We start from the raw sequence: 17,593 nt of genomic DNA, 5'->3' as shown, positions 1-17,593 counted from the left end.
CAATCATAAGTGATAATATCAACGATACACTTATATGGTTATTGCCAGTTATGACGATAGATGAGGTACTACAGCTAACTCGTGTCCGATTACAAAAAGATTTATATCCAGTACAAGAAATCATACTCCGCCAAGTTTGGGAAGGAAAGACTTATACAAGTATCGCATCTGGCTCTCATTACGGAGAGCATTACCTGAGAAACATCGCCTCATCCTTGTGGCAATCTCTCTCTCAAATCTTGCAGACATCTATTAGCAAATCAAATTTTCGCTCTTGTGTAGAATCACGTTCCCTGACCACAGAGGAACGAGAATTAATTGAAGCATTCACCCGCAGCAAATGCCTAGCAACACCTTTAGAATTTCCCGGCTCTCCCGTGCCCCTGGATTCGCCATTTTATATCCCTCACCCGCTAATTGAAGAACTCGCCTATCGAGAGATTACTAAACCCGGAAGTGTGCTGCGGATTAAAGCTCCCAGGAAGATGGGAAAAAGTTCTCTTCTGCTACGCATTTTAGAGCGCGCGACTTCTCTTGACTATCGAACTGTAAGTTTAGATTTTCAGCAAGCCGAGGAAGCTGTTTTAGACAACCTCGATAAATTTTTACGCTGGTTTTGTGCCAACATCAGCCGTCACCTAGAATTACCACCTCTATTAGATGATTATTGGGATGAAGACATGGGTAGCAAAGTAAGCTGTACCATCTATTTGCAACAATATGTATTAGCAGAAATAAGTACCCCTCTTGTGTTAGCTTTAAAGGAAGTAAATATAATTTTTGAATATCCAAAAATTGCCCGAGAATTTTTGCCGCTCCTGCGAAGCTGGCATGAAGAAGCAAAGCGGATTGAAACTTTGGGAAAACTGCGGTTAATCGTTCTTCACTCCACAGAAATTTATGTTCCTTTAAAGCTCACTGAATCGCCTTTTAATGTCGGTTTACCGCTGCAATTGCCCTATTTTACAGAAGAGCAGATACTTGCTTTAGCCCAGCGTCACGGACTGGATTGGACAGATAGCCCCGATGCCGATCGACTGATGGCAATGGTGGGGGGACATCCTTATCTGGTGCGGTTAGCTCTTTACCACCTCTGTCAAAACAGTGTAACCCTAGATCAGCTACTACAAGAAGCTCCCACAATAGCGGGAATTTATAAAGATTATTTGCGGAGTTTTTGGGCAACATTGCAAGAGTATCCCGAACTTGGGGTTACACTTAAACAAGTGGTAAAATCGGAACACGGAGTGGAATTAGATCCGATAGTGGCTTCTAAATTATTTAGCATGGGGCTGATTCATATCGATAACAACCGCTGTACGCTAAGCTGCGAGTTGTACCGCCTCTATTTTGGTTCGCACAACTTTATTTAGATACGATTTACGCAGTCGATCCCCCAAACCCTCTTAAAAAGCACGGCTGTAACATTGCTCTCAAAACTACAATCCGTCAGGGGTTGAAACCCCTGCCTCATGGCGAAAGTCGTCTGAAGACGACTCACATAGTCAGGACTTACACATTGTAACGGCAGTATAAGGTTTGAGATTGCTTCGCTTCGCTCACAATGACAGAATTCCATTAGATGTGCGTAAGTCCTGATAGTAATATATAGTCGTCTTTAGACGACTTTCGCTATTAGCCCCGAACTTAAGTTCCGGGCGGGTTTCGGGAGAATGAAACAGCTAAAGAGATTCCCTACATACTCAGCTTTAAACCCACCCATAAACCGCATGACCCAGGTAACATACCAAATTGGTGGCAGTCTCGCCAGTGATGCGCCTACATACGTAGTGCGACAAGCCGATTCCGAACTTTATGAAGCCTTAAAAGCTGGCGAATTTTGTTACGTTCTTAACTCCCGGCAAATGGGTAAATCTTCTCTTTTAGTCCGTACCCTGCACCGACTGCAAGCCGAAGGATTTCAATGCAGCACGATCGACATGACCCGCATCGGTAGCGAAAATATCACTCCCTTACAATGGTATAAAGGAATCGTTGGGGATTTATGGCGTAGTTTCAATCTTGTAGGAAAAGTTAATTTAAAAACCTGGTGGCAAGAACAAGAAGAAGTTTCTCTCCTCCAAAGATTGAGTCAATTTATTGAAGAGATTTTATTAGCGAGATTTCCTAACGAACGAATTTTTATATTTGTCGATGAAATTGATAGTATTTTAAGTTTAGATTTTCCGGTAGATGATTTTTTCGCCTTGATTCGTTATTGTTACAACCAACGAGCCATCAATCCCGCCTACAATCGGATTACATTCGCGATTTTCGGCGTAGCTACACCCAGCGATTTAATCGCCGATAAAAATCGGACACCTTTTAATATCGGAGTGGCGATCGATTTGTCAGGATTTAGCTTAGAAGAAGCGCAACCATTAGCGAAAGGGTTAGAAAAGGTCATAGCCAATCCGCAAGCAGTTCTCAAAGAAATCTTAGCTTGGACTGGAGGGCAGCCATTTTTAACGCAAAAAATCTGTGAATTAGTGTTAAGAATAGCGGGCGCATCCCACAGCGGAAATTTAAAAACCCTACCGGGAACCGAGGAATTTTTTGTGGAATCGGTGGTGAGAGAAAACATCATCAATAAATGGGAATCGCAAGATGAACCTGAGCATTTAAAGACAATCCGCGATCGCATCTTGCGAAACGAGCAACGCATGGGTAGATGGCTGGGGATTTACCAGAAAATTTGGCAAGGCGTGCCAGTGCCCACTGATGACAGTCGAGAACAAATAGAATTGCTACTCAGTGGCTTAGTAGAAAAAAAACAAGGTTTTCTGAAAGTAAAAAATCGAATTTATCAAAAAGTTTTTGACAGCGAATGGATCGAAACCAAATTAGGATTACTACGTCCTTACTCGCAAAACTTAGATGCGTGGTGGGCGGCTAAACAACAAGATAAATCGCGCCTCTTGCGGGGACAAGCATTGAAAGACGCTCAAAATTGGGCGCGAGGAAAAAGTTTAAGTGACCTAGATTATCAGTTTTTATCCCAAAGTGAAGAATTAGACAGAATCGAAGTGCAACAAGCACTAGAAGCAGCACGACTAACCGAAGTTGAAGCGCGACTGTTCGAGCAGAAAAAAAATGCCAAACGACAAAAACACTTTATAGTCACACTAAGTATGGCATTAATTTTAGCTTTAGGATTGGGAGCGATCGCCTTTTCACAATATCATCAAGCCACTCAAAGCCAACGCAACGAAAAAATTGGTAAAATTCAAAGCATAACGCGCTATTCCGAAGCTTTATTTGCCTTAGATAAACGGTTAGATGCTTTAATAGAAGCCCTCAAAGCCAGAAAAGAACTACAACTATTAAAAGGCACAGATCGCCCGACAAATGGCATGGTTGAATCGGCGCTACGCCGAGCAATTTATGGAGCAATTGAATATAACCGTTTTTCCGGCAATAGTGGTTGGATGAATGCCTTAGCTATTAGTCCTAATGATGAGATTGTCGCTGTGGGGACAAGCGACGGGGATGTGCAAATTTGGCATCAAGATGGCAGATTAATTCGCACTTTCAAAGCACATATAGCACCCGTTCTAGGAATTGCTATCAGTCCCGATCGTCAGCTTATTGTTTCTGGGAGTGGAGACTTAACAATTAAACTCTGGCAGCTTAACAGTAGCACAGATAAAACAGCACTACCTTTACATACTCTCACAGGACATAAAGCTCCAATTTACAGCGTCAAGTTTAGCCAAGATGGAGAATTGATTGTCTCAGCTTCCCAAGATAGTACGGTGAAACTGTGGCGGCGCAATGGCACATTATTCAAAACATTGACAGGGCATCTTGGCGTAGTCAGGAAAGCTGTTTTTAGCCCAGATGGAAAGTTAATTGCCTCCGCTTCTGAAGATAGCACTGTGAAAATTTGGCGACGTGATGGCACCTTGCTGAAAACGCTTTCAGAACCTCAATCTCCAGTCTTATCCATTGCCTTTAGTCCTGATGGTAATGCGATCGCTGCGGGCACTGGAGACGGTACTATTAAACTCTGGAACCGTGACGGCACTTTGTTAAGAACAATTGCCGCCCATGAGGCAGGAATTCAGGCATTAGCTTTTAGTCCCGATGGAGAGACTATCGCCTCTGGTTCTGATAACCAAATACTCAAACTCTGGAACATTGACGGCACCTTGCTCACCGCCCTAAAAGCACATGACAGCGCAATTAGCGATCTTTCATTTAGTCGCAATGGCGAATATCTGGCCTCGACATCTTTTGATGGCACCGCTAAACTCTGGAAATTAAGCAACTCATTGCTGACAATTCTACGGAGACATACTGCTGGCGTTTGGGGAGTAGCTTTAAGCAAAAATCAAGGATTAGTTGTTTCATCAAGTGGAAACGAGGTTTTCCTTTGGCACAGAAACGGTAAGTTGCTGAGGCGATTTGAGGGGCGTAACTCTGCGTTTAGTGGTGTTGCTATCAGTCCTGATAACAACATTATTGCTGTAGCTAGTGCAGACAAATCAGTTAAACTTTGGAGTGCTGATGGCACCTTATTGAAGACTCTCCCTGGAGGAGTTGATATGAGGAGAGTTGTTTTTAGTCCTGACGGCAAAATCATAGCTTCTTCCAGTGGGGATAGGACTGTCAAACTTTGGCGGTTAGACGGAACCGAATTGACTACCCTCAGAGGACATAAAGCTGGGGTTTGGGGGGTAGCTTTTAGTCCTGACGGGGAGGTTATTGCTTCAACCAGTGGAGATAAGACAGTAAAGCTTTGGCGGCGGCTTGATGGGATGTTAATTAAGACCATTCAAGGTCACAATAGTTTAGTTTTTGGTGTCGCTTTTAGCCCTGATGGTGAGGTGATTGTTTCGGCGAGTGATGACAAAACGGCTAAACTTTGGAGTCGTGATGGTAAGTTGCTACACACTCTCAAGGGACATATTTCTGGAATTTGGAGTGTGGCTTTTAGTCCTGACAATAAAACGATCGCTACAGGGGGTAGTGACGGTATGATTAAACTTTGGCAACGTGACGGCAATGAGATTACGACTTTAATTGGGCATAACGGACGGGTGGGGTCTTTAGTTTTTAGTTCTGATGGCAAAACTCTTGCTTCTGCTTCTGAGGATAAAACAGTAATTCTCTGGAATTTAGAGCAGAGTGTAGAGTTAGATCGGGTACTAGCCTCTGGATGCGATCGCGTGCGAGAGTATCTACGCACAAATGCTGATTTTAAAGAGGAGGACAGACATTTGTGCGAAGCCGTGGGCGATCGCTAAATTATCCGAAACAATTAAATATCAATTATGAAAGATTACTCTTACCACATTGGTGGCAGTCTCACAACTGATGCGCCTACATACGTCGAACGACAAGCAGATATCGAACTTTATCAAGCCTTAAAACGAGGCGAGTTTTGCTACGTCCTCAACTCCCGGCAAATGGGAAAATCTTCCCTTCTCGTTCGCACCCTGCACCGACTGCAAGCCGAAGGATTTCTATGCAGCACGATCGATATGACTCGCATCGGTAGCGAAAACATTACTCCTTTACAGTGGTACAAAGGAATCGTTGGGGATTTATGGCGTGGTTTCCATCTTTTAGGGCAATTTAACTTAAAAACCTGGTGGAAAGAACAAGAAGAAGTTTCTCTCCTGCAAAGATTGAGTCAATTTATTGAAGATGTATTATTAGCGAAATTCCCTAACGATCAAATTTTTATATTTGTGGATGAGATTGATAGTATTTTAAGCTTAGATTTTCCCGTCGATGACTTTTTTGCCTTGATTCGTTATTGTTACAACCAACGAGCCATTAATCCCGCCTACAATCGGATTACATTCGCGATTTTCGGAGTGGCTACACCCAGCGATTTAATCGCCGATAAAAATCGGACACCTTTTAATATCGGACAAGCAGTAGATTTGCCCGGTTTTTCCTGGGAAGAAGCCTCTCCTTTAAGTCAAGGGCTAGAGAGTGTAGTTAGTAATGCCGAGGCAATTATCAAATCAATATTAGCTTGGACTTCGGGGCAACCATTCCTGAGCCAAAAGCTGTGTCAATTGATAGTAATAGCGGCGCGAGAATCTCACAGTGACGTGCTGACAATTCCAGCGGGAACAGAAGGATTTTTTGTGGAATCTGTCGTGCGATCGCACATCATCCAGAATTGGGAATCTCAAGACGAACCAGAGCATTTAAAGACGATCCGCGATCGCATCCTGAGAAATGAGCAACGTGCTGGAAGACTACTAGGCATCTATCAAAAAATCTTACAAGGAGTGGAAGTACCCACCGATGACTCGCGAGAACAGGTAGAACTATTGCTTTCTGGTTTGGTAGTAAAATACCATGGTTTTTTACAAGTAAGAAACCAGATTTATCAAGAAGTATTTAACAAAAAATGGGTAGAAAAAAATCTCGCTTCCTTGCGTCCATACTCTCAAGCCTTTGATGCTTGGATAACTTCCAAGCAGACCGATAAATCCCGACTGTTGCGCGGACAGGCCTTGAAAAATGCTCAATCTTGGGCCCAGGGTAAAAGTTTGAGTGACTTAGATTATCAGTTTTTAAGCGCTTCTGAAGAATTAGACCGAAGAGAAATGCAGGTAGGATTGGAAGCAGAACGGGCTAAAGAAATTGAAGCCAGACTAACAGAAGAACAAAAAAGGTTAGCTGTAGAGAAAAAAAGTTCTAGGCGGCAAAGATTTTTGCTTTTTGTAGTAACTATAGCATTAATGATCGCCTGTGCATTGGGGGTAGCGGTGTATTTTCAGTATCGGCAAACTGCTGTCAGCGAAATCAAAGCGATCGCCAAATCTTCCGAAGCACTATTCGCCTCAAATCAAAAATTAGACGCATTAATAGAAGCAATCAGAGGAAAGCGACAACTGCAAAAGTTAGGTGCTGTAGACCCAGAGATCGAACGTTCAGTTAAAGAAGCTCTCCATCAAGCTGTTTATGGAGCAGTTGACTATAATCATTTATCGGGGCATGACAATGTGGTTAATGATGTAACATTCAGTCCTGATGGGGAACTCATAGCCTCAGCTTCTGCCGATAAAACGATCGATATTTGGGAAAAAGACGGTACAAAACTAGGAATGCTTCAAGGGCACAACAATGCAGTTTGGGGAGTCGTATTTAACCCCACAGGGGATCTAATTGCTTCTGGTTCTGGGGATAAAACAGTCAAACTTTGGCGTAAAAACAGTACAAAATCAACCAAGGTCAAGCCCAATTATACCTTATGGCAAACCTTAAAAGGACATACCAATAATATTTCACAAGTCGCGATCGCTCCTGACGGTCAAACTATTGCTTCCGCTTCTAAAGATAAAACAATTAAACTCTGGAGTACAGACGGTAAACTGCTGAGAACTCTCACCGGACATACAGATGAAGTTAACAGCGTTGCCTTTAGCCCGGACAGTCAAACTATTGCATCTGCTTCTAAAGATCAAACCATCAAACTCTGGAATGCAGACGGTAAACTGATCCGAACCCTCACCGGACATACGGATAGAGTTATGAATGTTGCCTATGCGCCCAGCGCAGGCTACGCCAACAGCCCTTCAGAATATCTCATTGCCTCGGCGAGTGCGGATAAAACAGTCAAACTTTGGCACATTGATGGAACTTTAGTCAAAACCTTAACTGGACACAGCGATGCCGTGACCAAAATCGCTTTTAACCCTCAAGCTGGTTTGCTTGCCTCGGCAAGTCTAGACAGAACAGTCAAACTTTGGAAACTTGACGGGACTCTGGTAAAAACCCTGCTAGTCGCCAAGGATGTCGTCTCTGGATTGGCTTGGAGTCCTGACGGGAAAATCTTTGCCTCATCCAGTTGGGATGGCCCGATCGCACTCTGGAAGCTTGATGACAGTTTGCTTAAGACTCTTAACGGACATCAAGCATCGATTTACACCATAAAATTTAGTCCTGATGGTAAGACAATTGCCACCGCCAGTCGTGACAATACCGTTAAACTTTGGCGGCTTGATGGTAGCTTAATTCGCACTTTTCCAAAACAATCTGATAAAGTTTTCGGAGTAGATTTCAGCCCAAACGGCGACACCATTGCTACAGGTGGTTATGACAGCACTGTCCGGTTGTGGCGACTCGACGGAACCTTAATCAAGACTTTCACGGGACATCAAGGCAGAGTCTTCGCCGTTGATTTCCATCCAGATGGGCAATTACTTGCCTCGGTGGGTGAGGACAAAACAGTTAAAGTGTGGAAGATTGATGGCACTGAATTAGCAACTCTCAAAGGGCATACCGATCACATTAACGGAGTTGCCTTTAGTCCTGATGGAAAGCTCATTGCCTCAGCTAGCGTGGATGGCACTGTTAAACTTTGGCAGTGGGATAGTTTACTACTTTCTGGAAAGCCCAGCTACAAGCTTCTACACACTTTAACAAGCCATCGCCGTCAGGTAGCTGGAGTGGCATTTAGCCCTGACGGCAAGACTCTCGCTTCAGCAGGTATGGATAGCATGGTGAGACTTTGGCGGTTGGATGGTACAGAAATTAGAGCCTTAAAGGGACACAAAAATGGGGTATTCGGAGTGGCATTTAGCCCCGATGGCAAGACTCTCGCTTCAGCAAGTTTTGACGGCACTGTCAAACTTTGGAGGTACGATGGTCAAGAGATTGAAACCTTAAAAAGACATAGCGATGGAGTGTTCGGAGTGGCATTTAGCCCTGATGGGAAGTTAATCGCCTCAGCCAGTCAGGATACCACGGCAATTGTGTGGAATTTAGAGCGAATTTCCCAGCTCGATTTTCTCCAGTATGGATGCGATTGGGTCGAAAATTATTTGCGAAAAAATGCCGATGTGAAGGAGGAGGACAGACATTTGTGCGATGGAGTGGGCGATCGCTAAATTATCCGAAACAATTAAATATCAATTATGAAAGATTACTCTTACCAAATTGGTGGCAGTCTCACAACTGATGCGCCTACCTATGTCGAACGACAAGCAGATATCGAACTTTATCAAGCCTTAAAACTCGGCGAGTTTTGCTACGTTCTCAATTCCCGGCAAATGGGCAAATCTTCCCTTCTCGTTCGCACCCTGCACCGACTGCAAGCCGAAGGGTTTCAGTGCAGTACGATCGACATGACTCGCATCGGTAGCGAAAACATTACTCCCTTACAGTGGTACAAAGGAATCGTTGGGGATTTGTGGCGCAGTTTCCATCTTGTAGGAAAAGTCAATTTAAAAACCTGGTGGCAAGAACAAGAAGAAGTTTCTCTCCTGCAAAGATTGAGTCAATTTATTGAAGAGATATTATTGGTAAAATTTCCCGATGAGCGAATTTTTATATTTGTGGATGAGATTGATAGTATTTTAAGTTTAGATTTTCCGGTAGATGATTTTTTCGCCTTGATTCGTTTCTGCTACAATCAACGAGCTATTAATCCAGAATACAATCGAATTACCTTCGCGATTTTCGGAGTAGCTACACCCAGCGATTTAATCGCCGATAAAAATCGGACACCTTTTAATATCGGACAGGCGATCGATTTGTCAGGATTTAGCTTAGGAGAAGCGCAACCATTAACGAAAGGGTTAGAAAATGTCATAGCCAATCCGCAGGCAGTTATCAAAGAAATCTTAGATTGGACTGGAGGACAGCCATTTTTAACGCAAAAGATATGTGAATTAGTAGTAAAAAGGGCGGGGAAAGCCCACAGTGGTGATTTAAAAATACCACCGGGAACCGAGGGATTTTTTGTGGAATCGGTGGTGAGAGAAAACATCATCAATAACTGGGAATCGCAAGATGAGCCTGAGCATTTAAAGACAATTCGCGATCGCCTTCTCCGCAACGAACAACTCACTGCACGTAGCTTAGGTATCTATCAAAACCTCTTACAATCTGGTGAAATTGAAGCGGATGATAGTCGAGAGCAGATCGAACTGCTGCTATCAGGCTTAGTAGTAAAGCAACAAGGTTTTTTAAAGGTCAGCAACCCGATTTATCAAGCAGTGTTTCACCTACAATGGGTAGAAAAACAGTTAGAGCAACTGCGTCCTTACTCCCAAGCTTTCAACGCTTGGATCGCTTCAAAACAAACCGATGAATCGCGATTGTTGCGCGGACAATCGTTAAAAGACGCTTCCTACTGGGCCCAGGGAAAAAGTTTGAGCGATTTGGATTATCACTTTTTAGCCGCTTCTGGTGAATTAGACAGGCTGGAAGTGCAGCAAGCACTCGAAGCAGCGAGGCTCAGAGAAGTTGAAGCCAGACTTACAGAAGAACACAAGCGGTTAGTTTTAGAGCGAGAGACGGCAAAGCGACAGCGAAGATTTCTTGGGGCGCTCAGCGGAGCGCTAATAGTTGCGATCGCCTTTGGCATTCTCGCCCTTTGGCAATATCATTACGCCATCACCAGCGAGCAGCAAGCCCGCATCAGCGAAATTCAAGCTCTATCCTCCTCATCTGCAGGGCAATTCGCCTCCCAACAGCGATTAGATGCCCTCGTGAGCGCCATCAAAGCCAGACGCAGGATCGATAGCCTAGCTAATTCCAGCCCCCAGTTGCCATCTCAAGTTCGACAAGTCCTGCAACAAGCCATCTATGGAACGGCAGAATTCAATCGCCTGTTGGGGCATTCCAGCCCGGTTCTGGCAGTTGATGCCAGCCCAGACGGTCAACTCATCGCCACCGGAGGCGGCGACCAAACAGCCAAGATCTGGCAACGGGATGGCACCTTGCTGCACACTCTCCAACACACGATCAGCAGCGTTTACGCCCTTCGTTTTAGTCCCGACAGTCAGCGCCTGGTAACATCCAGCGTGGACGGCAACATTTATCTGTGGAGTCGGGAAGGCAAACTGCTCAAAACCTTTCAGGGACACAAGGCTGCGATCTGGGCGATCGCCGTGAGTCCAGACGGTCAGCGCATCGCCTCCGCCAGTGAAGACAGCACCATTCGCCTGTGGAGTGCCGATGGCAAACCGCTCAAAACCCTTAGCGGACATCAAGGTGCAGTTTGGGGTGTTGCCTTTAGCCCGGATGGAAACCTCCTCGCCTCTAGCAGCACAGATAATACAGTCAAGGTTTGGACTCTAGACGGCGAACTGGTGAGAACCCTGGAAGGTCACAGCGCGATCGTTTGGGACGTTGAGTTCGTTTTACTTGCCGACAATAGCGGCACCAAACGTCCCACCATTGTCTCTGCCAGCGCTGACAACACTGTCAAACTCTGGCAACCCGACGGAGGGGCAGGCACGGGGGCACTGCCCCTACTTACTCTTAGCGGTCACAGTGCGGAAGTGTTTGAAGTCGCCGTCAGCACAGCAGGTGATGTCATTGCTTCCGCCAGCGCCGACGGAACCATCAATCTCTGGAAGCCGGACGGGACGCTGTTAAAAGTCCTCAAAGGTCATCAATCTGGAATTCGAGGCGTGACCTTTATTCCCAACAGTCAAATGGTTGTCTCTGCTAGCGACGACAATACCGCCCGACTGTGGAACCCGACAAACCCCTTCTCGAAAGTCCTGTACGGACATGGCGGCACGATTTGGGATGTGGATTTCAGTCCGGACGGTCAAATGCTAGTCTCAGCCGGTTCGGATGGCAGCTTCAAACTGTGGGCGCGAGACGGCACGTTGCTGAAGTCTTTTGCCGGAAACGAGACTGCCGTTCACTCGGTTGCTTTCCTCTCTGGTACTAACTTTGCCAATCCGGCGATCGCACCTTTCCTTGCTACCGCTAGTGAAGATAAAACAATTAAATTCTGGCAGTTAGACGGGACGCTACTAAAAACCATAACAGGTCATGAAGCTGGACTTTGGGATATCTCTCCAAGTCCAGATGGTCGGCTAATGGCTTCTGCTAGCAACGATAAAACCGTGAAACTGTGGAACAAAGACGGCACTTTGCTGAAAACTTTCACAGGGCATCAAGCTAGGGTTTACGATGTGGACTTTACCCCTGACGGACAGAGGCTGGTTTCAGGCAGTAGCGACAGCACTGCTCGGTTGTGGAATCTTGACGGTAGGTTTTCCAAGACTCTAAAAGGTCATCGCAGCCCGATTTGGGAAGTTGCCATCAGTCCCGACGGTCGCACTTTGGCAACTGCCAGCAGGGATGACACGATTAAACTCTGGACGATCGATGGTACGTTGCTCAAAACCATCAAGGGAAATACTAGAGGCATGATGGCGGTTGATTTCAGTCCAGACGGTCAAATGCTGGTGGGGGGAGGCTCAACTGGCGCACTCAAACTCTGGAAAACCGACGGGACAGAAATCACGACGCTAACTGGACATGAAGGGAACGTTTGGGGGGTGGCGTTTAGCCCCGATGGCAAACAGATTGCTTCTGTTGGGGACGATCGCACTGTGATTTTATGGGATGTGGAGCGAATTCTCAAACTAGATGAACTCGCTTATGCGTGCGATCGCGTCCGGGATTACCTGCAAACTAATGCCGATGTGAAGGAGGAAGATAGACATTTGTGCGATGCCGTGGGCGATCGCTAAATTATCCGAAACCATGAACTATCAATTATGAAAGATTACTCTTACCAAATTGGTGGCAGTCTCACAACTGATGCGCCTACATACGTCGAACGACAAGCAGATCTCGAACTTTATGAAGCCTTAAAACGAGGCGAGTTTTGCTACGTCCTCAACTCCCGACAAATGGGCAAATCTTCCCTTCTCGTTCGCACCTTCCATCGATTGCAAGCAGAAGGGTTTCAATGCAGTACGCTCGACATGACTCGCATCGGTAGCGAAAACATTACTCCTTTACAATGGTACAAAGGAATCGTTGGCGATTTGTGGCGCAGCTTTAATTTATTAGGACAAGTTAATTTAAAAACTTGGTGGCAAGAACAAGAAGAAGTTTCTCTGCTGCAAAGATTGAGTCAGTTTATTGAAGATATTTTATTAACCGGATTTGCGGAGAATCGAATTATTATATTTGTCGATGAGATTGATAGTATTTTAAGTTTAGGTTTTCCGGTAGATGATTTTTTCGCCTTGATTCGTTATTGTTACAACCAAAGAGCCATCAATCCCTCATACAATCGGATTACATTCGCGATTTTCGGCGTAGCTACACCCAGCGATTTAATCTCCGATAAAAATCGGACACCTTTTAATATAGGACAAGCGATCGATTTGTCAGGATTTAGCTTAGAAGAAGCGCCACCATTAGCGAAAGGGTTAGAAAAGGTCATAGCCAATTCGCAAGCAGTTCTCAAAGAAATCTTAGATTGGACTGGAGGACAGCCATTTTTAACGCAAAAAATATGTGAATTAGTAGTAAAAATGGCGGGGTCAGCCCACAGGGGTGATTTAAAAATACCACCGGGAAGCGAGGAATTTTTTGTGGAATCGGTGGTGAGAAAAAACATCATCAATCAATGGGAATCGCAAGATGAGCCAGAGCATTTAAAGACAATCCGCGATCGCATCCTTCGCAACGAACAACGTGCTGGCCGATTGCTAGGTATTTATCAGCAAGTTTTACAAGGCGTAGGGGCGGTGCCGCCGTGCCCGCCCGTCCCAACCGATGACAGCCGAGATCAAATCGAACTATTGCTATCCGGTTTAGTGGTAAAAAAACATGGGTATTTGCAGGTAAAAAACAGAATTTATCAAGAAGTATTTAATCTCGAATGGGTAGAAAAACACTTAGGGCAACTGCGCCCTTACTCCCAACTATTTGATGCTTGGATCGCTGCCAAACAACAAGACGAATCGCGACTGTTGCGCGGACAAGCGCTGAAAGACGCTCAATCCTGGGCGCCCGGTAAAAGTTTGAGCGATTTGGACTATCAATTTTTAGCCGCTTCTGGTGAATTAGATAAGTTGGAAATGCAGCAAGCACTGGAAGCAGAACGATTAAAAGAAGTCGAAGCACGACTGGTAGAAGAACGCAAGCGCGTAGCTTATGAAAGAAAGACAGCACAGCGACAGCGCAAGTTTATTGCAGCGTTGAGTGGGTTGCTGATAGTTGCGATCGCATCCGCCATTTTCGCCCTCTGGCAATATTACCGCGCCGCCACCAGCGAAGTTCAAGCCCTCAGCATCTCCTCCACAGGGCAATTCGCCTCCCAACAGCGATTAGACGCCCTCGTCACTGCCATCAGAGCCAGACGCAGGCTGGATGGCCTCCCTAATTCCAACCCCCAGTTGCGATCGCAAGTTCGACAAGTGCTGCAACAGGCTATCTACGGAACGGCAGAAGTCAATCGCCTGACGGGGCATTCCAGCGTGGTTCTGGGCCTTGATGTCAGCCCAGACGCCCAACTCATCGCCACCGGCGGCGGCGATCGAACAGTCAAGCTGTGGCAGCGGGACGGTGCGCTGCTGCACAACCTGCAACACTCGGCTGCTGTCTTCGGGCTCAAATTCAGTCCCGACAGCCAGCGCCTGGTCACATCCAGTGTGGACGGCAACATTTATCTGTGGGATCGACACGGCAAGCTCCTCAAAACCTTTCAGGGACACAGCGCTGCGATATGGGACATTGCCGTCAGTCCGGGCGGCGATCGCATTGCCACTGGCAGCGAAGACAGCACGATTCGCCTGTGGGACTTTAATGGCAAACTGCTGGAGACACTAAGCGGACATCAAGGTGGGGTTTGGGGTCTTGCCTTCAGTTCGGATGGAAACCTGCTCGCATCTAGCAGCACCGACGGTACGGTCAAGGTATGGACGAAGGACGGCAAACTGGTGAGAACTCTGGAAGGGCACGCGGCTGCTGTTTGGGACGTTAAGTTCGCCTTCCTCGCAGACACTGACGGCACAAAACGTCTCGCTATTCTCTCTGCCAGCGCTGACAACACGGTTAAAATCTGGCAACTCGACGGAGGGGCAGGCACGGGGGCACTGCCCCTACTTACTCTCAGGGATCACAGTTCGGAAGTGTTGGAAATTGCCGTCAGCGATACAGGCGATGTCATTGCTTCTGCCAGCGCAGACGGAACCATCAACCTCTGGAAGCCGGACGGGACGCTTTTGAAAGTCCTCAAAGGGCATCAATCTGGAATTCGCGGCGTTATCTTTATTCCCAACACTCAAATCGCTGTCTCCGCCAGCGACGACAATACCGTCCGGGTGTGGAACCCGACAAACCCTTTCTCGAAAGTCCTGTACGGACATAGCGGCATCATTTGGGATGTGGACTTCAGCCAGGACGGTCAGATGTTAGCTTCAGCCGGTTCGGATGGCAGCTTCAAAGTGTGGGCAAAAGACGGTACGTTGCTGAAGTCTTGGGCGGAAGACAAGGCTCCCGTTTACTCGGTTGCTTTCGTCTCTCCTGCTAGCTTTGCCAAAGAAGATATCTCGCCTGTACTCGCTTTTGCTGGTACAGATAAAACTATTAAACTCTGGCAGTTCGACGGGACGCTGCTGAAAACCATAACAGGACATGGGGCGAGCGTTTGGGATGTCTCCGTCAGTCCAGACGGTCAGTTCCTCGCTTCTGCCAGCGACGACAAAACCGTGAAACTGTGGAAGTCAGACGGCACTTTGCTGAAAACGTTCACAGGACATCAGGCTAGGGTTTACGATGTGGACTTTACCCCCGACGGAAACACGCTGGTTTCTGTCAGTGCAGATGGCACAGTTCGGTTGTGGAGTTTGGACGGTCGCTTGAACAAGACTTTGAAAGGTCATCGCAGTGGAATTTGGGAAGTGGCTGTCAGTCCAGACGGTCGGACTTTGGCAAGTGCGAGCATGGATGACACGATTAAACTTTGGACGATCGATGGCACGTTGCTCAAAACCATCAAGGGAAATACTAGAGGCATGATGGCGGTTGATTTCAGTTCAGACGGTCAAATGCTGGTGGCGGGAGGCGCATCTGGCGCAGTCAAACTCTGGAAAATTGACGGCACGGAAATAACGACGCTAACCCGACATGAGGGGAATGTTTGGGCGGTGGCGTTTAGTCCCGATGGCAAACAGATTGCTTCTGTTGGAGACGATCGCACTGTCATTTTGTGGGATGTTGAGCAAATTCTCAAACTCGATGAACTGGCTTATGCGTGCGATCGCGTGCGAGATTATCTGCGAACAAATGCCGAGGTGAAGGAGGAAGATAGACATTTGTGCGATCGTATTAAAACGCAATAATATCAAGTTCGCTTTATTAGGATTAATAGATTAATATGTGTGGCTATAGCATCAGAAGATTAGAGAATATTTATCATGCTAGGCTACTTTTTATGGAATATGCTATAATACTAAATCCGGCTTAAATACTCCTTTTATCTCAGTCGGCGGAGGCGGACTTCGTTTGTTTAGTAGCGGTTTCAACCGCCGAAGGATACGCAGAACGATCGAGGGTAGAGACAAACCGGATTTAGTATAATAACTACAGAGTAATGAAATCGCTAGCGGTGAGAATACCGGGGGTAATATTGTTAAGCTTCGCCAACAATTGATTGGTGTCCGTCACAGTAATCAAAGTCTGATTGTTGCTGGAAGTAATACTGAGTTGATTAAAACTCAAATCAGAATTCAACCCAATTAAATCCTCTCCCCTGCGGAAATCATTAATGATGTCGCTACCCAAACTTTGATTGAGGAAAAACACATCATTTCCCGAACCTCCCGTCAATGTATCGTCCCCAACATCCCCGGAAAGGAAATCGGCACCGCTGCCACCACTGAGAATATCATCACCTTTGCCGCCGTAAAGCGTATCGTTACCGATGTCGCCGCAAAGCACATCGTTTTCATTGCCGCCCAACAGTAAGTCGTTGCCCTCACCGCCATCGAGACTGTCGTTTTCTTTGCCGCCGTAAAGCGTATCGTTACCGATGTCGCCAAAAATCAGGTCTGTACCTTCATTGCCAAAGGCAATATCGTTGCCGTTTCCGGCATTAATTGTGTCATTTCCTAAGTTGCCTAAAATGTAGTCGTCACCATCTTCACCCAGCAAGATATCGTCATCTTTACCACCGAAAAAGCTGTCGTTGCCAACGCCGCCGGCAACTGTATCATTGCCGAGATCTCCCCTCAACAAGTCGTCGCCCTCACCACCAACAACAGTGTCATTATCTTTGCCAGCGTAGATGGTATCGTTGCCAGCGTCGCCAGAGATGAAATCGCTGCCTTCATTGCCGAAGATTGAGTCGTTATCTGCTGCGCCGTCAATGTTGTCATTGCCGCCCATACCGTATAGAGTATCGTTGCCGGCTTGTCCGTTAATTGAGTCGTTGATGACACCGCCCATGATGAAATCGGTAGTGTCGCCGCCGTTGATAGTTTGTTGGACGGGGTTGGGCGTGATGGTGGCAGGATCTAGTTGCGGGGCGTTGAGGCTATCGAGTAGGCAATCATCCGAAGCTGGAGTTGGCGTGGGAGTTGGTGTCGGTTCCGGTGTGGGCGTGGGAGTCGGTTCCGGTGTGGGAGTGGGAGTCGGTTCCGGTGTGGGCGTGGGAGTCGGTTCCGGTGTGGGCGTGGGAGTTGGTTCCGGTGTGGGCGTGGGAGTTGGTTCCGGTGTGGGAGTGGGAGTCGGAGTGGGAGTTGGAGTCGGCGTGGGAGTCGGAGTCGGCGTGGGAGTTGGAGTCGGCGTGACTGTAGGGTTAAATTCATAAGCGCCAATATCAACGATCGCACTTCCGTTATTATCACCATCTTGA

At 46.6% G+C, this 17,593-nt stretch carries 6 protein-coding genes; 5 read left to right on the top strand and 1 reads right to left on the bottom strand.

Going from position 1 to position 17,593, the window contains the following annotated elements; translation table 11 throughout:
* The first annotated feature begins 50 nt into the window (after positions 1–50).
* From QUA25_RS19345 to QUA25_RS19325, 5 genes are all read left to right on the top strand, one after another.
* A complete protein-coding gene (locus tag QUA25_RS19345) occupies positions 51–1,373 on the top strand; it encodes an AAA-like domain-containing protein (protein ID WP_333040596.1) in 1,323 nt (440 codons plus the stop codon).
* 357 nt (positions 1,374–1,730) lie between these two features.
* Positions 1,731–5,249 carry a WD40 domain-containing protein gene (locus tag QUA25_RS19340; protein WP_333040594.1) on the top strand — a complete coding sequence of 1,173 codons (3,519 nt, stop codon included), beginning with the start codon at positions 1,731–1,733 and terminating at the stop codon, positions 5,247–5,249.
* Between the two features lie 27 nt (positions 5,250–5,276).
* Positions 5,277–8,858 carry a WD40 domain-containing protein gene (locus tag QUA25_RS19335; RefSeq protein ID WP_333040593.1) on the top strand — a complete coding sequence of 1,194 codons (3,582 nt, stop codon included), beginning with the start codon at positions 5,277–5,279 and terminating at the stop codon, positions 8,856–8,858.
* A 27-nt stretch (positions 8,859–8,885) separates the two neighbouring features.
* Positions 8,886–12,470 carry an AAA-like domain-containing protein gene (locus QUA25_RS19330; RefSeq protein ID WP_333040591.1) on the top strand — a complete coding sequence of 1,195 codons (3,585 nt, stop codon included), beginning with the start codon at positions 8,886–8,888 and terminating at the stop codon, positions 12,468–12,470.
* A 27-nt stretch (positions 12,471–12,497) separates the two neighbouring features.
* Complete coding sequence (locus tag QUA25_RS19325; protein ID WP_333040590.1) at positions 12,498–16,079, top strand: AAA-like domain-containing protein; 3,582 nt, start codon at positions 12,498–12,500, stop codon at positions 16,077–16,079.
* Positions 16,080–16,320: 241 nt separating this feature from the next.
* On the opposite strand, the gene QUA25_RS19320 is transcribed toward QUA25_RS19325, so the two are convergent.
* Positions 16,321–17,593, bottom strand: a 1,273-nt coding sequence (locus QUA25_RS19320; protein WP_333040588.1) for a calcium-binding protein, incomplete at its 5' end; no start/stop codon positions are given.

It is taken from the genome of Microcoleus sp. Pol17C6 (genome assembly GCF_036701145.1).
Classification (GTDB): domain Bacteria; phylum Cyanobacteriota; class Cyanobacteriia; order Cyanobacteriales; family Microcoleaceae; genus Microcoleus.
Note: the sequence above shows the minus strand (reverse complement) of the source record. Positions and strands in the feature narration are given on the sequence as shown.

What these genes read in the sequence shown, in the direction of transcription:
- QUA25_RS19345 (WP_333040596.1), top strand. Translation starts at nt 51, where the DNA reads ATGACGATAGATGAGGTACTACAGCTAACTCGTGTCCGATTACAAAAA.
- QUA25_RS19340 (WP_333040594.1), top strand. Translation starts at nt 1,731, where the DNA reads ATGACCCAGGTAACATACCAAATTGGTGGCAGTCTCGCCAGTGATGCG.
- QUA25_RS19335 (WP_333040593.1), top strand. Translation starts at nt 5,277, where the DNA reads ATGAAAGATTACTCTTACCACATTGGTGGCAGTCTCACAACTGATGCG.
- QUA25_RS19330 (WP_333040591.1), top strand. Translation starts at nt 8,886, where the DNA reads ATGAAAGATTACTCTTACCAAATTGGTGGCAGTCTCACAACTGATGCG.
- QUA25_RS19325 (WP_333040590.1), top strand. Translation starts at nt 12,498, where the DNA reads ATGAAAGATTACTCTTACCAAATTGGTGGCAGTCTCACAACTGATGCG.